General features: G+C 70.8%; 14 protein-coding genes. 3 read left to right on the top strand and 11 right to left on the bottom strand.

Going from position 1 to position 17,263, the window contains the following annotated elements; all coding sequences use genetic code 11:
- Nucleotides 1–41 precede the first annotated feature (41 nt).
- From aliA to badH, 4 genes are read right to left on the bottom strand one after another with little or no spacing between them, the layout of a single operon-like run.
- A complete protein-coding gene (aliA, locus tag FFI97_RS21055) occupies nucleotides 42–1,712 on the bottom strand; it encodes a cyclohexanecarboxylate-CoA ligase (RefSeq protein WP_139704365.1) in 1,671 nt (556 codons plus the stop codon).
- Between the two features lie 50 nt (nucleotides 1,713–1,762).
- Nucleotides 1,763–2,914: a cyclohexanecarboxyl-CoA dehydrogenase gene (gene aliB / locus FFI97_RS21060; protein WP_139704367.1), complete on the bottom strand. Its 1,152-nt coding sequence runs from the start codon at nucleotides 2,912–2,914 to the stop codon at nucleotides 1,763–1,765.
- A gap of 19 nt (nucleotides 2,915–2,933) precedes the next feature.
- Nucleotides 2,934–3,725 carry a 2-ketocyclohexanecarboxyl-CoA hydrolase gene (badI, locus tag FFI97_RS21065; protein ID WP_095947987.1) on the bottom strand — a complete coding sequence of 264 codons (792 nt, stop codon included), beginning with the start codon at nucleotides 3,723–3,725 and terminating at the stop codon, nucleotides 2,934–2,936.
- Between the two features lie 35 nt (nucleotides 3,726–3,760).
- Nucleotides 3,761–4,528, bottom strand: coding sequence for a 2-hydroxycyclohexanecarboxyl-CoA dehydrogenase (gene badH / locus FFI97_RS21070; RefSeq protein WP_056577609.1), 768 nt, complete (start codon nucleotides 4,526–4,528; stop codon nucleotides 3,761–3,763).
- A gap of 171 nt (nucleotides 4,529–4,699) precedes the next feature.
- Here badH and FFI97_RS21075 point away from each other — a divergent pair, with 171 nt between their 5' ends.
- Nucleotides 4,700–5,173, top strand: coding sequence for a MarR family winged helix-turn-helix transcriptional regulator (locus FFI97_RS21075; protein ID WP_221937705.1), 474 nt, complete (start codon nucleotides 4,700–4,702; stop codon nucleotides 5,171–5,173).
- A 21-nt stretch (nucleotides 5,174–5,194) separates the two neighbouring features.
- Here FFI97_RS21075 and FFI97_RS21080 read toward each other — a convergent pair whose 3' ends face one another.
- Complete coding sequence (locus FFI97_RS21080) at nucleotides 5,195–6,352, bottom strand: acyl-CoA dehydrogenase family protein (protein ID WP_139704369.1); 1,158 nt, start codon at nucleotides 6,350–6,352, stop codon at nucleotides 5,195–5,197.
- Between the two features lie 167 nt (nucleotides 6,353–6,519).
- Between FFI97_RS21080 and FFI97_RS21085 the strand changes: the two genes are divergently transcribed.
- Entirely contained in the window at nucleotides 6,520–7,311 is a 792-nt protein-coding gene (locus tag FFI97_RS21085) for an enoyl-CoA hydratase (protein ID WP_139704370.1), read from the top strand.
- Nucleotides 7,312–7,332: 21 nt separating this feature from the next.
- Here FFI97_RS21085 and FFI97_RS21090 read toward each other — a convergent pair whose 3' ends face one another.
- From FFI97_RS21090 to FFI97_RS21115, 6 genes are all read right to left on the bottom strand, one after another.
- Nucleotides 7,333–8,115, bottom strand: a complete 783-nt coding sequence (locus FFI97_RS21090; protein ID WP_062478161.1) for an SDR family NAD(P)-dependent oxidoreductase — start codon at nucleotides 8,113–8,115, stop codon at nucleotides 7,333–7,335.
- 59 nt (nucleotides 8,116–8,174) lie between these two features.
- On the bottom strand, nucleotides 8,175–10,325 hold the full coding sequence (gene fadB, locus FFI97_RS21095; RefSeq protein WP_139704372.1) for a fatty acid oxidation complex subunit alpha FadB: 2,151 nt from the start codon (nucleotides 10,323–10,325) through the stop codon (nucleotides 8,175–8,177).
- An 89-nt stretch (nucleotides 10,326–10,414) separates the two neighbouring features.
- Nucleotides 10,415–10,831, bottom strand: a complete 417-nt coding sequence (locus FFI97_RS21100) for an EthD domain-containing protein (protein ID WP_139704374.1) — start codon at nucleotides 10,829–10,831, stop codon at nucleotides 10,415–10,417.
- Nucleotides 10,828–11,655, bottom strand: coding sequence for an acyl-CoA thioesterase (locus FFI97_RS21105; RefSeq protein WP_139704376.1), 828 nt, complete (start codon nucleotides 11,653–11,655; stop codon nucleotides 10,828–10,830). Before FFI97_RS21105 ends, FFI97_RS21100 begins: the two co-directional genes overlap by 4 nt.
- On the bottom strand, nucleotides 11,652–13,064 hold the full coding sequence (locus FFI97_RS21110) for an enoyl-CoA hydratase-related protein (RefSeq protein WP_139704377.1): 1,413 nt from the start codon (nucleotides 13,062–13,064) through the stop codon (nucleotides 11,652–11,654). The genes FFI97_RS21105 and FFI97_RS21110 overlap by 4 nt, the downstream gene beginning before the upstream one ends.
- A gap of 29 nt (nucleotides 13,065–13,093) precedes the next feature.
- Nucleotides 13,094–14,302 carry an acetyl-CoA C-acetyltransferase gene (locus FFI97_RS21115; RefSeq protein WP_139704379.1) on the bottom strand — a complete coding sequence of 403 codons (1,209 nt, stop codon included), beginning with the start codon at nucleotides 14,300–14,302 and terminating at the stop codon, nucleotides 13,094–13,096.
- Between the two features lie 138 nt (nucleotides 14,303–14,440).
- Here FFI97_RS21115 and FFI97_RS21120 point away from each other — a divergent pair, with 138 nt between their 5' ends.
- Complete coding sequence (locus tag FFI97_RS21120) at nucleotides 14,441–17,179, top strand: LuxR C-terminal-related transcriptional regulator (protein ID WP_062478179.1); 2,739 nt, start codon at nucleotides 14,441–14,443, stop codon at nucleotides 17,177–17,179.
- Nucleotides 17,180–17,263: the final 84 nt, after the last annotated feature.

Here is a 17,263-nt window from a genome sequence, read left to right on the forward strand (position 1 = left end):
TGTTGTCTCCGTTGTGGTGTCGAAAGGATCGGCAGGTGCGCTCAGGCGGCCGGGGCGCCCGATTCGTCCGCGCGCAGCAGGTCGCGCAGCTTGAATTTCTGGATCTTTCCGGAGGGCGTGGAGGGCATGCTCTCGCGCACCACGAGGCGCTCCGGGATGTACTGCAGCGCCACCTTCTCGGCCTTGAGGAAGGCGACGATCGACGCCAGGTCGACCTGCCGCCCCGGCCTGGGCACCACCACCGCGCAGGCGCGCTCGCCCAGGCGCTCGTCGGGGTAGGCGACCACGGCGGCCATGGCCACGTCGGGGTGGCGGTACAGCAGCGACTCGATCTCGACCACGGGGATGTTCTCGCCGCCGCGAATGATCACGTCCTTGGTGCGCCCCGCGATGCGCACGTAGCCGCGCTCGTCGATGCGCGCGAGGTCGCCGGTGTCGAACCAGTCGGCCGCATCGGTGCCGTTGAGCTGCGGGCGCTGCAGGTAGCCGCCGAAGTTGGAGCAGGCGCGCAGCAGCAGCTTGCCGACCTCGCCGGCCGGCAGCGCGAGGCCGTCGACATCGACCACCTTGAGCTCCACGCCGGGCAGCGGGCAGCCGTCGGTGTGGATGGAACGCTCGTCGTCGTCGTCCAGCCGCGTGAGCGTGACGGCGCCGTTCTCGGTCATGCCCCAGGCCGACACGATCTTGGCGCCCAAGGCCTGGCGCGCCTGCTCGACCAGCGCGCCCGGAATGGGCGCGCCGGCACACAGAAAGGCGCGCAGCGTGGGCACGGCCGTGCCCGAATCGGCCACGGTCTTCGACAGGTCGGAAAGAAAGGGCGTGGACGCCATGGTGAAGCTCACGCCCTCGGCGTTGATCGAGGCGATGGCCTGCTTCGGCTCCCAGATGTCCTGCAGCACGACCGAGGCCTGCAGCACGATGGGCATCATGAGCCCGTACATGAAGCCGGTCTGGTGTGCCATGGGCGAGGCCATGAGCACGACGTCGCCGGCGCCCAGGCCCAGGCGCTGCGCGTAGGGCACGATGTTGGCCATGGTGGTGTTGGCCGAGTGCATCACGCCCTTGGGCTCGCCGGTGGTGCCCGAGGTGTAGATGAGCTGGGTCACGTCGTCGGGGCCGGGCCGGTGCTTCTGCAGGATCTGCGCGGCATCGGGCTCCTGCTCCCATGCGGGGCCGGCCAGCAGTGCCTCGAAGCTGTTCGCACCGCTGCCGCCGACCACCACCACCTGCGCCAGGTCGGGCAGGCCGGCCTGCAGGCCCGTGGCCATCTGCTCGAAGTCGAAGCCCCGGAAGCGCGCCGGCACGACCAGCACCTTGGCCGCACCGTGCCGGAGCATGAACGACAGCTCGCGCTCGCGAAAGATGTGCATCAGCGGGTTCATCACCGCGCCGATGCGCGAGCAGGCCAGGTAGGTCAGCGTGAACTCCCACCAGTTGGGCAGCTGGCAGGCCACCACGTCGTTGCGGCCCACGCCCAGCTTCGCCAGGCCCACGGCGATGCGGTCGGCCATGCGGCCCAGCTCGCGGTAGGTGAAGCGCACTGTGGCGGCCTCGCCCTCCCCGTCCTTCACGCGCACCGCGGTGAGCGCCACCTTGTCGGGACAGGCGGCAATGCAGGCGTCGAGCGCATCGTTGATGGTGCGGTCGTGCCACAGGCCCTGGGCCACCATGCGCGCGCGGCGCGGGGGCAGCAGTACGGCGTCGAATTCCATGATGTCTTGTCTCCTCTTGTTGTGCGAACCGGAAAACCAGGAACCGCCGACTACGCCGGCACCGCCGAGCGCCCGGCGCGCGTGCGGGCCACGATGGTCTTCATGATCTGGGCCGTGCCGTCACCGATCTGGAAGCCCAGCACGTCGCGCAGGCGCTGCTCCATCGGCCCGCGGTCGTAGCCGCCGTGGCCGAACATCAGCAGGCACTGGTGGATGGCGTCGTAGGCCAGCTTGGGGCCCCACCACTTGCACATGGCGGCCTCGGCGGTGTGCGGCGCGCCCTTGTCCTTGAGCCACAGGGTCTGCAGGCACAGCAGGCGCGCGGCCTCGATCTGCGTGTCGAAGTCGGCCAGCGGGTGCGCCACGCCCTGGAACGCCGACAGCGGCTTGCCGAAGGCCTCGCGCTGCGCGACGTACTCCCAGGTTTCTTCCAGCGCCACGCGCGCCACGGCCAGCACCTGCAGCCCGATGAGCGCGCGCGAGAAGTCGAAGCCCTGCATGACCTGCACGAAGCCCTTGTTCTCCTCGCCCAGCCGGTGGTCGACAGGCACGCGCACGTTCTCGAAGAACAGCGAGCCGCGCCCGATGGCGCGCTGGCCGTGGCAGTCGAAGCGGTTGCGCGTGACGCCGGGCAGGTCCATCGGCACCAGCAGCGCGGTCACGCCGTGGGCCGCCGACTCGAGGCTGCCGGTGCGCCCGAACACCACGGCCGCGTCGGCCTGGTCGGCGGCCGAGATGGAGGTCTTCTCGCCGTTGAGCACGTAGTGATCGCCCACGCGCTCCACGCGCAGGCGCAGGTTGGCGGCGTCGGAGCCGCCGCGCGGCTCGGTCAGCGCAATGGCGAACAGCGCCTCGCCCTGCGTGAGCTTGGCCAGCCACGGCGCCACCACCTCGGGCCGGCCGTGCTCGCACAGGATCTGCCCGTTGAGCGAGGCCAGCAGGTTGATGTAGCTCAGGCTCAGGTCGGCGCGGGCGATCTCTTCGTGGATCACGCCGGCGGCCAGGCAGCCCAGGCCCTGGCCGCCGTGGGCCTCGGGCAGCTCGGGCGCGATGAAGCCCATCTCGCCCATCTCGCGCATCAGCGCGCGGTCGAGCACGCGCGTGGCGTCGCGCTCCAGGAAGCCGGGCGCCACGCGCCCGGTGGCGAAGCGGCGCGCATGCTCGGCCAGCGTCGCCAGGTCGTCGTCGATGTACGGGTTCATCGCGGTGGTCCTGCTGCGGCTACTTGGCGTACTTGCGGAACTCGGGCTTGCGCCGTTCCTGCAGCGCCGCGACGCCTTCGCGCGACTCTTCGGTGTCGTAGTACAGCTTGAGCGCGTACATGCCCAGGCCCGCGATGCCGGCCTGGTGCGCGGTGTCGGCGTTGAAGCTGCGCTTGGCGATGGCCAGCGCGGTGGGGCTGCGCTCGCAGATTTCCTCGGCCCACTTCTGCACCTCGGCGTCGAGCTGCTCGTGCGGCACCACGGCGTTGGCCAGGCCCATGGCCACGGCCTCGGCGCCGCTGTAGCGGCGGTTCAGGTACCAGATCTCGCGCGCCTTTTTCTCGCCGACCACGCGGGCCAGGAAGGCGGTGCCGTAGCCCGGGTCGACCGAGCCCATCTTCGGGCCCACCTGGCCGAACACGGCTTTCTCGGACGCGATGGTCAGGTCGCAGATGGTGCACAGCACGTTGCCGCCGCCGATGGCAAAGCCCTGCACGCGTGCGATGACGGGCTTGGGCACGTTGCGGATGGCGTCGTGCAGCTCTTCCATCGGCAGGCCGATGGTGCCGCGCCCGTCGTAGTTGCCGTTGTGGGCCGACTGGTCGCCGCCGGTGCAGAAGGCCTTCTCGCCGGCGCCGGCCAGCACGATGGCGCCCACGCCGCGGTCGTAGCCCGCGCGGTTGAGCGCGCGGATGATCTCGTCGCAGGTCTGGCCGCGGAAGGCGTTCATCTTCTCGGGGCGGTTGATGGTGATCCACGCCACGCCGTTGCGCACGTCGTAGAGGATGTCTTCGAAGTCGGGGGATGCCATGGGGGTCTCCTGAAAGGTGTCGGGTGTGTGGGGGGTCAGCCGTTCATCGTCAGGCCGCCCGAGACGCTGAGCACCTGTCCGGTCACGAAGGCCGCGTCGTCGCTGGCGAAGAAAAGAATGGCGCCCGGCAGGTCGTTCGGCTGGCCGATGCGGCCCAGCGGAATGGAGCGCGTGAAGGCCTCCATGAGCTTCTCGGGGTTGCCCGCGCCCTCCTTGTATTCGGCGAACAGCGCGGTGTCGGTGGGGCCGGGGCACACCACGTTCACGGTGATGCCGTGGCGCGCGTGCTCGCGGGCGATGGTCTTGGAGAACGCCACCAGCCCGCCCTTGCAGGCCGCGTACACCGCCTCGCCCGAGGAGCCCACGCGCGCCGCGTCGGAGGCGATGTTGACGATGCGCCCCGCCTTGCGCGCGGCCATGCCGGGCAGCACGGCGTGGTGCATGTGCAGCGCGCCGGTGAGGTTGATGGCGATGAGCTTGTCCCACTGCGCGGGCTCGGTCTTGGTGAAGGGCTTGAACACGTCCCAGCCGGCGTTGTTGACCAGCACGTCGACCGGGCCGAAGCGCTCCACCACGGCGGCCACGGCCGCGTCGACGCCGGGGCGGTCGGTGATGTCGCAACGGAAGGCCTGCGCCTGGCCGCCGTCGGCGCGGATCTGCGCGGCCACCGCTTCGGCGGCCTCGAGGTTCATGTCGAACACCGCCACGCGGGCGCCGTCCTGGGCGAAACGGCGGCTGGTGGCGCCGCCGATGCCGCCACCGCCGCCGGTGACGATCACTGTCTTGTCCTGAAATCGCTGCATCTGGTTCTCCTGGGGTGCGAGGGCTTGCTATATCGTTGGGCCGTTGGGTGCCACTTTTGAGGCATTTACGTAAATATGTTGACGTATTATGAGATGCTGCCATGGCGTCGCGCAAGCCTTTCCGAAAGAAAAAACATGCCAAATACTAGTGAAAACACCGACGCAGCACGCATGGCGCTGGCCAACCGGGTGTTCTTCCGCCTCTATCAATGCGCAAACATGTTGCATAAAACCGGCAGCCGAGCGGTCGAGGCCGAGGGCCTGACGACGCAGCAATGGGCCGTGCTCGGCGCCCTGTCGCGCGACGAGGCCGAGGGGGGAATGAGCGTGGGGGACCTGGCGCGCTACCTGAAGGTCAGCCGCCAGAACCTGTCGGGCCTGGTCAGCCGCATGGAGCGCGACGGGCACGTGACGACCGCGCCCGACAGCCGCGACCGGCGGTCACGGCTGGTCACGATGACCGGGTCGGGGCAACACGTGTGGAAGGTGGAAGCGCAGCCGAAGATCTACGCCTACTACGAGCAGGTGCTGGACGGGTTCTCGGTGAACGACGTCACGCACACCCTGCACTACCTGCTGAAGCTGCTCGACAACATGCAGCGGGTGGACGATGCGCAGGGGGGCGCGGAAGAGCCGGCGGAATGACGCCGGCCCCCGCGGCCTGAATCAGGCCTTGGCCAGGCGCTTGGCCATGCTCCAGCGGTGCACCTCCGACGGGCCGTCATAGATCCGGAAGGCCCGCATGTCGCGAAAGATGCGCGCGGCCACGGTCTCGTCCGACACGCCGCTCGCGCCCAGGATCTGCACCGAGCGGTCGACCACGCGCCACTCGGCCTCCGAGCACAGCACCTTGGCCACGCTCGACTCGTGGCGGCCCTTGCCGCCCTGATCGAGCACCCACGCGCAATGCCAGATGGTCAGGCGCGAGACGTGCAGGTCCATCTCGTTGTCGGCCAGCATGAAGCCCACGCCCTCGTGCTCCACCAGCGCATGGCCGAAGGCCTGGCGGCGGCGGGCGTAGTCGGCGGCGAGCTCGTGCACGCGGCGCGCGGCGCCGAGCCAGCGCATGCAGTGCGTGAGGCGCGCGGGCGCCAGCCGCACCTGCGCGTAGCGAAAGCCCTCGCCGATGGCGCCCAGCACGTCGGTGGCCGGCACGCGCAGGCCGTCGAAGCGCACCACGCCGTGGCCGCCGGTGAAGCAGCTGTCGAGCGCGTCGATCTGCCGCTCGATCACGATCTCGGGCTGGTCCATGTCGGCCAGGAACATGGTCGACGACCCGTCTTCCATGCGCGCCATGATGATCGCGAAGCCCGCGCCGGTGGCGCCGGTGATGAACCACTTGCGCCCGGTGATCACGTAGTGGTCGCCGTCGCGCACGGCCACGGTCTGCATCATCGACGGGTCGGAGCCGGCGCCGGGCGGCGGTTCGGTCATGCAGAAGCACGAGCGCACGTGGCCGTCGATGAGCGGCTGCAGCCAGCGCGCCTTCTGCGCCGGCGTGGCCACCACCTCCATCAGGTGCACGTTGCCCTCGTCGGGCGCGTGGATGTTGAGGGCCACCGGGCCGAGCGGCGAGTAGCCCGCCTCCTCGAAGACGATGGCCTTGTCGACGTGCGACAGGCCCAGCCCGCCATGTTCCTTCGACGCGTGCGGCGTGAGCAGGCCGGCGCGGCGTGCGCGCGCCACCAGCTCGTCGCGCAGCGCCTCGGCGGGGCCGTGCGAATCCTGCCGGGGGTCGGATTCGAGCGGAATCACCTGCTCGGCGATGAAGCGACGCGTTCGTTCCTGCAGGTCGAGCTGGGCCGGGGTGAGGCTGAAGTCCATGGTGGGACGCTCCTTCTTTCTCTCAGTGGATTCAAGGACGGATTGAAGACAATGCGGCGCATGGTGCCGACGCGGGCGCGGGTTTCGAGTCGTGAGCGGGACAAGCCCGCCGGATTCGTCCGTTCCGACGATGCCGCGGCCCGGCCTGCGCCCAACACTGACACGCCATGAACACACCTGCAACCGACAACGACGACACCATCCTCCTGCTCACCCGTCCGCAGGACGGCTGCGCCTGCCTCACGCTGAACCGCCCGCAGGCCATGAACGCCCTGTCGCTCGCGCTGCGGCGCGCGCTGGTGCGCACGCTCGACACGCTCGCGCAGGACGACAGCGTGCGCGTGCTGATCCTCACCGGCGCGGGCCGCGCCTTCTGCGCCGGCCTCGATCTGCGCGAGATCGACCCCGGCGCCATCACCGGCGACGCCGGCACCGACGTGGCCACCGCGCTCGCGAACTTTCCGCGCCCGGTGATCGGCGCCGTCAACGGCGCGGCCATCACCGGTGGCCTCGAGGTGGCGCTGGCCTGCGACCTGCTGATCGCGTCGAGCGAGGCGCGCTTCGCCGACACCCACGCGCGCATCGGCGTGATCCCGGGCTGGGGGCTGTCGCAGCGGCTGTCGCGGCTCATCGGCATTGCGCGTGCGAAGGAGATGGCCTTCAGCGGCAACTTCGTCGGCGCCGAACAGGCCGAGCGCTGGGGGCTGGTCAACCGCGTGACGACGCCCGAGCAGCTGATGCCCGAGGCGCTGGCGTTGGCCGCCGACATCGCGAGCGCGCTGCCCGAGATGCTGCCGGTCTACAAGCGCCTGATCGACGACGGCCATGCGCGCAGCTTCGCCGAAGGCATGGCGCTGGAGCAGGCCGCCACGCGCGACTGGGCCGCGTCGCTCACGCCCGAGGTGCTGCGCGCGCGGCGCGAGGCGGTGCAGGCGCGCGGGCGGGCGCAGAAGGGCTGACGACGGCCCTTCGCCCCGGCCTCAGCGCGGCGCCATGCGGATCGCGCCGTCCAGCCGCACGCTCTCGCCGTTGAAGTAGCCGTTGGTGATCATCAGCTCGGCCAGCGTCGCGTACTCGGCCGGGTTGCCCAGGCGCTTGGGGAAAGGCACCGAGGCGGCCAGTGCGGCCTTCACGTTGTCGGGTGCGCCCTGCAGCAGCGGCGTGTTGAAGATGCCCGGCAGGATGGTGTTCACGCGGATGCCCTCGCCCATGAGGTCGCGCGCGATGGGCAGCGTCATGCCGACCACGCCGGCCTTCGAGGCGGTGTAGGCGGCCTGGCCCATCTGGCCGTCCTGCGCCGCGACCGAGGCGGTGTTGACGATGGCGCCGCGCTCGCCGTCTTCCAGCGCATCGAGCGTGAGCATGCCGGCCGCCGACTTGGCGATGCAGCGGAAGGTGCCCACGAGGTTGATCTGGATGATGCGGTCGAAGTTGGCGAGCGGAAAGTGCTTGATCTCGCCCGAGGCCTTGTCGCGGCTCGCGGTCTTCACCGCGTTGCCGGTGCCGGCGCAGTTGACCAGCACGCGCTCCTGGCCGTGCGCGGCGCGGGCCTTGGCGAAGGCCGCGTCGACCTGCTCTTCCGACGTGACATCGACCTTGCAGAACACGCCGCCCAGCTCCTTGGCCAGGGCCTCGCCCTGCTCCACGTTGAGGTCGAACAGCGCGACCTTCACGCCGTGGCTGGCCAGGCGGCGCGCGGTGGCGGCCCCGAGGCCCGAGGCGCCGCCCGTGACGACGGCGGCAATGCTGGAATCGAGTTGCATCTCTTGTTGTCCTTGGATAGAGAGAGAAAGGAAGAAAGAAAACCGAAAACGCCTGCCGTTCAGACCGGGTAGTAGCGCAACTTGCGCGCCGCCATCTCGCGCATGCGCGCCGTGGGAACATACGGCGCGCCGAGCGCCGCATGTTTGTCGCACAGCGCAACCACGCGGTCCAGCCCCAGCCAGTCGGCGTACTTGAGCGCGCCGCCTGCATAGGCCGGAAAGCCCACGCCGAGCAGCAGCGCCATGTCGAGCTCGGCCGGCGTGGCGACCACGCCATCTTCGAGCGCGTGCGCGGCCTCGACCACCATCGGCAGCATCATGCGTTCGACGATCTCCGCGTCCGCGAAGTCGCGCCGCCCTTGCGGCTGCAGTGTGGCGACCAGCGCATGCGCCTCGGGCGCGGCCGACTTGCGCGGGCGGCCCGTGGGGTCGTTCTCGTAGCGGTAGAAGCCCGCGCCGTTCTTCTGGCCGTAGCGCTTGTTCGCCACCATGAGCTTCACGGCGTTGCGTTCCAGGGCCGGCATGCGCTGCGGGTAGCCCGCGGCGATCACGTCGCCCACGTGCGCGCCCACGTCCATGCCCACCACGTCCTGCAGGTAGGCCGGGCCCATGGGCCAGCCGAAGGCTTCCATCGCGCGGTCGACCGCCTCGAAGTCGGCGCCATCGGCCACCAGCTGCACGAAGGCGTTGATGTACGGCGTGAGGATGCGGTTGACCAGGAAGCCCGGGCAGTCCTTCACCACGATGGGCGTCTTGCCCATGGCCACGGCATAGCCCACGGCGGTGGACACGGCGGCGTCGCTGGTCTTCGCGCCCTGGATCACTTCCACCAGCTGCATCACCGGCACGGGGTTGAAGAAGTGCATGCCGACAAAATCTTCAGGTCGCGCAAGCGGCTGGGCGATGTCGTCGATGCGCAGGCTCGAGGTGTTCGAGGCGATCACGGTGCCGGGCTTGACGCTGCCTTCCAGCGCGGCCAGCACCTTGCGCTTGACCTCGAGGTTCTCGACCACGGCCTCGACCACGCAGTCCACCGTGTCGAAGCCGGTCTCGTCGAGCTGCGGCACGATCGACGCTTGAATGGCATCGGCCTTGGCCTGCGCGAGCCGTCCGTTCTTCACCTGCTTGGCGAGCTGCTTGCCGGCCTCGGCCATGCCCAGGTCGAGCTGCGGCTGCGCGATGTCCTTCATGCGCACCGGCGTGCCGCGCAGCGCGCTGGTGTAGGCGATGCCGCCACCCATGATGCCGGCGCCGAGCACGGCCGCCTGCTTCACCGGACGGCCTTCGCGCGCATGGCGCTTGTAGAGCTTCTTGAGCGCCTGGTCGTTGAGAAAGGCCTGCACCAGCGAGGCGGCGGCCTGCGTCTTGGCGACGCGGCCGAAAGCGGCCGACTCGAGGTCGAGCGCGCCCGCGCGGTCGCGGCCTGCGGCCTCGGCCATCATTTCGAGCGCGATGATTGCTGCGGGCTGGTGCTTGCCGCTGCGCGCCACCACCTGCGTGCGCGCGGTCTCGACCAGCGCGCCCGCCTCTTGCTTCGACAGCGCCAGCGGCGCGCGCTTGCGTTGCTGCGCCGCTCGCCAGTCGATCTCGCCGCGCACCGCACGTTGCAGCAGCGCGAGCGCACGGTCGCGCAAAGCATCGGGCGTCGCGACCTCGTCGGTCACGCCCGCGGCCAGCGCGGCCGGCGCCTTGGCCGGCTTGCCGCTCGCCACCCAGTCGATGGCCGTGGCCAGGCCCGCCAGGCGCGACAACCGCACCGTGCCGCCGAAGCCGGGGAACAGGCCCAGCTTCACTTCGGGCACGCCGACCTGGGCCGTGTCGGCCATCACGCGCAGCGGCGCAAGCATCGCCAGCTCCAGCCCGCCGCCGAGCGCGAAGCCGTTGATGGCGACCACGCTAGGCACGGCCAGGTCCTCGAAGGCGTTGAACAGCTCGTTGCTGGCGCGCACGCCGCGCGCAATGTCGGCCTCGGCCTGCTGGAAGGTGGCGCCGAACTCGGTGATGTCGGCACCGACGATGAACACGTCTTTCGCGCTCGTCACGAGCACGCCGCGCACGGCGGGCGAGGCCGCGATGCGCTCGGTGGCCTGGCGGAACTCGTCGACGGTGCGCGCGTCGAGCTTGTTGATGGCCTCGCCGCGCCGGTCGAAGCGCAGCTCCACCAGCCCGTCCTGCAACGGCAGGACTTCGATACTTTCGCCTTGGAACAAAGGGGGTCTCCTCGCGGCCGGCGACGCGCCAGCCTGTGGGAAAAAGTTTAGGGACGCGCCCTGCGCGCAGGCATCGTCCGAAGCGACGATTACAGGCGGCCGCGCGCCTGCAGGTAGTCGCGGACCGCCTCGGCGGTGGGGTCGCCGACCACGGCGAATTCGTCGGTGAAGAAGATCGGCGAGGCGGCCAGGTCGATGAAGCGGCGCTCGTCCGCGAGCAGCTCGGCGCTCGCGCGGCGGGCGTCCTCGCGCCTTGCACCGGTGCGCGCTTCGAGGCTGTCCCACCACAGCTCGGCCACACCGTCGAAGGGCGCGGGGCTGCCGCGCGGCACGGCCAGCGGCTGCACCAGCGCGTCGTCGAGCGTGTGCGACTGCACGTAGCGACGCAGGCCCAGCACCTCGGCGCGCTCGGCGACGAGCGGCGCGTGCACATGGCGCCAGTGGTGCTGGAACTGCGCGCGGTCCAGGTGCGGCAAGCGCCGCAGGCAGAAGACGAGCTTGATCATCGGCGCACCCGGATCAGCCCTTCCTGCGCGACCGAAGCCACGAGCCGGCCGGCGCGATCGAACAGCGCGCCACGGCAGAAGCCCCGCGCATGCTCGGCCGAGGGCGAGTCGGCGTCGTACAGCAGCCAGTCGTCGCAGCGGAAATCGCGGTGGAACCACATCGCGTGGTCCAGGCTCACGCCCTGCACGCCAGGTTGCTGAAACGCCAGGCCGTGCGGCTGCATCGCGACGCCCATGAAGCTGTAGTCGGAGGCATAGGCCAGCATGGCCTGGTGCAGCAGCGGGTCGTCGGGCAGCGCGTCGGCGGTGCGCAGCCAGAGCTGGCTCTGCGGCGGGCGTGGGCCGGCCGTGACCGGGTCGCGCGGATCGACGTAGCGGAACTCGATCGGTCCTTCGACGCGCACGCGCGGGCCGGCGCGCGGCGTGAGGTCTTCGGGCGGTGGCGCCTCGGGCATTGCGCACTGGTGCGACACACCCGCCTCGCGCCGGTGGAACGAGGCCGACATGTGGAAGATCGGCTCGCCATGCTGGATGGCGACCACGCGCCGCGTGGTGAAGCTCGCGCCGTCGCGGATGCGGTCCACGTCGTAGACGATGGGCGCGGCCTTGTCGCCCGCGCGCAGGAAGTAGCCGTGCAGCGAATGCGCCGCATGCCCGTCGACCGTGCGGGCCGCCGCCATCAGCGCCTGCCCGAGCACCTGGCCGCCGAAGACGGCAGGCGCGCCGATGTCGGTGCTGGTGCCGCGAAACAGGTTCTTCTCGAGCTGCTCGAGTTGCAGCTGCGCGACCAGCGACTGCAGCGCTTGCGCGCGGCCTGGGCTCACGCGGCCTGCTCCACGGAATAGAAGGGCGTGTTCGATTGCGCGCGCTGACGCAGTGCGGCCGTGGGCTTGAAGCGCTCGCCGTGGCGCTGTGCGAGTGCATCGCAGCGCGCGACGAAAGCGGCGAGGCCGACGGTCTCGATGTACGAGAGCGTGCCGCCGGTCCAGTCCGGGTAGCCCAGCGCGAGCACGGCACCGAGGTCAGCCTCGACCGGCTGCTTCAGCACGCCTTCTTCGAGGCAGCGCGCCGCTTCGAGCGCGAGCAGCGACAGCAGGCGTTCGCCGACGGCGCGTGCGTCGGGCTGCGCTGCGGCGGTTTGTCCTGGCGTTGCATCGGCAGCCAGCGGACTCTCGCCCAACCCGGCCTGCTGCGCAGCGTTCGCGATGAGCGCAGGCGACACGCCTTCACTCAACAGCGCCGCACCTTCACTGCGGTACAGCTGCCGCAGCCGTTCGACATACGCAGCATTGACCGCACCCAAGTCGCCCTTGCGCCGCAGCGCCGCGCCCCGGTTCACGAACAGCGTGCGCATCAGGTTGCGCGCCACCGGGCCGGCCAGCAAGGGACCGAAGCACTGCGCCTCGACCGCCAGGCCCGCGTCCATCGGCAGCTGCGTGCCTTCGTACACGGCCGACAGGATGGCCAGCGGCGCCGGCAGCTGGTCGTGCGTGTCGCGCCGCACCTGCGCCAGCGTGGCGCCGAAGCTGGCGCCCGCGTGCGGTGCGAGTGCACCCGCGCCGCCCGGCACCTGGAAACCCTTCACGTCCCACGGCTGCTGGCCGGCGTCGGGGTGGTCGAGCACCCAGCGACGGGCCACGGCCACGAGCTGGTCGGCCGGCGCGAGCGCATCGACCATGCCCAGCGCCAGCGCCTCGGCCGGCGCCACGTGCCGGCCCGACAGCAGCAGCGGCAGCGCGCGCGCAATGCCGATGAGGCGCGGCAGCCGTTGCGTGCCGCCGCCCACGGGCAGCAGGCCGACCGTGACTTCGGGCAGGCCGACCACCGCGCGCGCTTCGTCGAGCAGCACGCGGTGGTGGCAGGCCAGCGCGAGCTCGAAGCCGCCGCCCAGCGCCACGCCGTTGATGGCCGCCGCCACGGGCTTGCCGCAGCGCTCCAGCTCGCGCAGCGCGCGCCCGCCGGGCGCGATCGCCTCGATGGCCTCGGCCGCACCGCCGCCCGTGGCATGAAAGCCCACGAGGTCCTTCAGGTCGGCCCCGGCCATGAAGCCGCTGGCCTTGCCCGAGGTGATGACCGCGCCGCGCACGTCGGCGCGCTGCGCGACCTGCGCCACGGCCTCGCGTAGTTCGGCCGTGAAGCCGGGCGTGAACACGTTCATGGGCCGCTCGGGCACGTCGAGGGTGAGGAGCGCGACGCCGTCGGCATCGACCTCGAATCGGATGTGGGAAGGCATAGGAAAAAAGGAAAGAGAAGACGTGCGGCTCAGACGCGCTCGATCACCAGCGCGGTCGACTGCCCCGCCGCGGCGCACAGCGTGACCAAGCCCAGGTGGGCGTCGCGCCGCTCCAGCTCGTCGAGCAGCGTGCCCGTGAGGATCGCGCCGGTCGCACCCAGCGGGTGGCCCAGCGCGATGGCGCCGCCGTTCACGTTGATGCGCGCGGGGTCGATGTCGAAATGGCGCCCATAGCGCATCGGCACCACCGAGAAGGCTTCGTTCACTTCGAACAGGTCGATGTCGCCGATGCGCAGGCCGCAGCGCGCCAGCAGGCGCTCGGTGGCGGGCATCGGGCCGCCCAGGCTCAGCAGCGGCTCGTCGGCGCACGAGGCGCTGCCGACGATGCGCGCACGCGGCTTCAATCCGTTGCGCGTGCCGTAGGCGCGGTTGCCCAGCAGCACCGCGCAGGCGCCGTCGACGATGCCGCTCGAATTGCCGCCCGTGTGGATCGGCGCGATGTGCGACAGCTGCGGATAGCGCTGCAGCAGGATGGCTTCGTAGCCCTGCGCGGCCACGCCAGCGAAGGCGGGCTTGAGCTTGGCGAGGTCGGCCATCGTGGTGCCGGGGCGGTTGGCCTCGTCTTTCGCGAGCACGGTGCGCCCGAGCCGGTCGCGCACGGGCACGAGCGAGCGGTCGAAGCGGCCCTCGGCCTGCGCCACGGCGGCGCGGCGCTGGCTTTCCACGGCGTAGGCATCGACCGCCTCGCGGTCCACGCCGTCGAGCATGGCCATGAGGTCGGCCGCCACGCCGTTGGGGATGTAGGGGTAGCGCTGGCCCACGGCGGGGTCGGTGTAGACCGCGCCGCCGTCGCTGCCGATGGTCACGCGCGACATCGACTCCACGCCGCCGCCGATCACCGCATCGGCCTGGCCCGAGGCCACGAGGCCGAAGCCCATCTTCAGCGTGTCGAGCGCCGAGGTGCAGAAGCGGTTGAGCTGGAAGCCCACCACGCTGTCGCCGTAGCCCGCCGACAGCAGCGCGACGCGCGCGATGTCGGCGCCCTGCTCGCCCACGGGCATCACCACGCCCAGGCCCACGTCCTCGATCTGCGTGGGGTCCAGCGCATGGCGTTCGCGCAGCGCCTGCAGCACCTGCGTGGCCAGCTGCACCGGCGTGATGGGGTGCAGCGCACCGTCGGCGCGGCCCTTGCCGCGCGGCGTGCGCACGTGGTCGTAGATGAAAACGTCGTGGGTCATGGGCAGGGCGCCGCCCGGGTGCGCAAGGCCACCGGATGCAGGGGAATTCAGTTTGTCTGCGGCCAGTTTAGGAAGCAGAATCGGTTGCCGGAATCGTCGGAAGCGACGGAATTTCCAGGCACTCACTCCCCCTTCGCGATGCCTGCTCCAGCCCCCGTTCCCCCTTCCTCGCTCCGGATTCTCGAGACCAAGCTGAACCCGCCGGCCTTCGTGGCCACGCAGGTGCCGCGCACCGCCATCAGCGAAGAGATCGCCGCCGCCACCGTCAAGCTCGTGCTGGTGCGCGCGCCCGCCGGCTTCGGCAAGACCACCGCCATGGCGCAGATCCGCGAGCGCATGGACGCGCAGGGCATCGCCACCGCCTGGCTCACGCTCGACCGCGCCGACAACGACGTGTCGCGCTTTCTCAACTGCCTGGCCGAGGCCGTGCAGCGCATCGGCGTGGACGAGCCCGCAAGCCACGCGCCCTTCGACGCCGTGGCCGCGCTGGCCGCGCACGACTCGCCCTTCACGCTCTTTCTCGATGACTTCGAGGTGGTGCAGGAGCCCGCCGTGCTCGGCCTCGTGCGCGAGCTGGTCGAGCACCTGCCGCGGCGCGGGCAGATCGTGATCGGCTCGCGCAGCCTGCCCGACCTGGGGCTGGGCCGGCTGCGCGCGCGCGGCCAGCTCATCGAGATCGACACCGACCGCCTGCGCTTCTCGCTGGAAGAAACCAGCGCCTTCATCGGCCTGCGCCAGGCGCATGCGCCGCACGCCGCCGCGCAGCCGCCGCAGGCGTTGCCGGCCGACCTGCTCTCGCAGCTGCACCGCAAGACCGAAGGCTGGGTGGCGGCCATCTGGCTGGCGTCGATGGCGCTGGAGCGGCACGGCATCGAGACCGGCTTCATCGAGCGCTTCTCGGGCTCCGACCGCGCCGTGGCCGATTACCTGGCCGAGGACGTGCTCGCGCACCAGCCGCCCGAGATCCACGACTTTCTGCTGCGCACCAGCATCCTGCGCCAGCTCGACGCCTCGGTGTGCCAGGCGCTCAACCCGCGCGGCGACAGCGCCGTCATCCTCGAGCAGCTGGCCGCCGCCAACCTGTTCCTCACGCCCGTGAGCGGCGACGCCGGCGGCGAGGTGCGCGCGTGGCGCTACCACAGCCTCTTCGCCGATTTTTTGCGTGCGCAGTTGGCGCGCGAGCGGCCCGGCGAGCTCGCGCGGCTGCACCTGGCGGCCTCGGGCTGGTACGAGTCGCACGGCCGGCCCGTGCCCGCCATCGACCATGCCATCGAGGGCGGCGACCATCCGCACGCGCTCACGCTGCTCGACAGCTACGCCGAGCAGTTCCTCGAACAGGGCCGCATGCGCATGCTGGCGCGCTGGTTCTCGGCCATCCCTGAACATCAGCTGCGCGAGCATCCGTTCCTGCAGCTCATCGCGCTGTGGGCCACCTGCTTCACGCACGGCCCGTGGGACGCCATGCGGCTGCTCGAACAGTCGGGCTGCCTCGACAGCCCCATTCCCGAGGTGCGCGCCAACGCCCACACGCTCATTCCGCTGCTGCTGGCCATGGAAGACCAGCACGATGCCGCGTATGAGGCCGGCCGCGAAAGCCTCGCGCGCCTGCCCACCGGCCTGGCCTTTGCCGAGGGCGTGCTGCTCAACGCGATGGCCCACATCCTCGCGGTGCGCGGCGACCAGCGCGAGGCGCAGCGCCTGCTCGAGGCCGCCCGGCGCGAGCAGGGCAACAGCACCTTCAACCGCATGTACACCGAGTCGCTGGCGGGCCTGTTCGACCTCACCGAAGGCCGGCTGCGCCAGGCCACCGCGCGGCTGCGCATGGCGGTCGACTCCACGCATGCCGTGTCGTACAACCACAGCCACGGCAACGCCTGGGCCGGTGTGCTGTACGCGGGCGCCGTGTACGAGACCAACCAGCTGGTGCAGGCCGAGCACCTGCTGAACGTGTACCTGCCGCTGGCGCGCGACGTGGGCCTGCCCGACCACATGATCCTGAGCCACGTCATGCGCTCGCGCATCGCCTTCCACGCAGGCGACATCGACGCCGCGTTCCAGGCGCTCACCGAACTCGAGTACCTCGGCCACCACCGCCAGCTGCCGCGCGTGGTCGCGGGCGCCAAGCTGGAGCGTGCCCACATGCTGCTGCTGCAGGGCAACGGCCCCGCCTCGCGCGACGAGCTGCAGCGCGCCGACGACCCCGAGCTGTGGGAGCGCGAGCGCCGCCAGCGCCTGCCCGCGCACGACCTCGACTACCTCGCGCTCGCACGGGCGCGCTGGGACATCGCCTTCGGCGACGCGCGCGCGGCGCTCACCGTGCTCGACGCCGAGCTGCACGCCGCCGTGGCCGCCAACCGCAACCGCCGAGCGCTCAAGCTGCGCGTGCTGCGCGCACTGGCACTGCAGCGCGCGGGCGACCTCGCCACCGCCATCGAAGAGATCGGCGCCGTGCTGCAGGCCGCGAGCCAGGAAGGCTTCGTGCGGCTGATCCTCGACGAAGGCCCGGCCGTGGGCACGCTGGTGCACCGCTATGCCGCCGCCATGCAGCAAGAAGCGGGTGCCGTGGCGCCCGTGCTGCGCAGCGACCCGATCCTGGCCGACTACCTGCAGCGGCTGCTGCAGGTGCTGGGCCCGCCGCCCTCGCCGATCGACGCCGAGGCGCCCTCGGGCGACGCCACCAAGGAGCCGCTCACGCGCAAGGAGATCCGCGTGCTGCAGCTCCTGGCCGAGGGCTACTCGAACAACGCGATGGGCGAGAAGCTGTTCGTGTCGGAGAGCACGGTGCGCACGCACCTGCGCAACATCCACATGAAGCTGGGCGCGAAGCGGCGCACGGAGGCGGTGGCGATTGCGCGCAAGCTGGGGGTGATCCGCTAAGAGAAACCGCGCAGAGCGCAATGAGTGCTCGTTCATTTGCCCATGAAAACTAAAGCTCCAAGCAAAGGAAAAGCTAAAGTTGCT

The sequence above is a fragment of the Variovorax sp. KBS0712 genome (genome assembly GCF_006323185.2).
Taxonomy (GTDB): domain Bacteria; phylum Pseudomonadota; class Gammaproteobacteria; order Burkholderiales; family Burkholderiaceae_C; genus Variovorax; species Variovorax boronicumulans.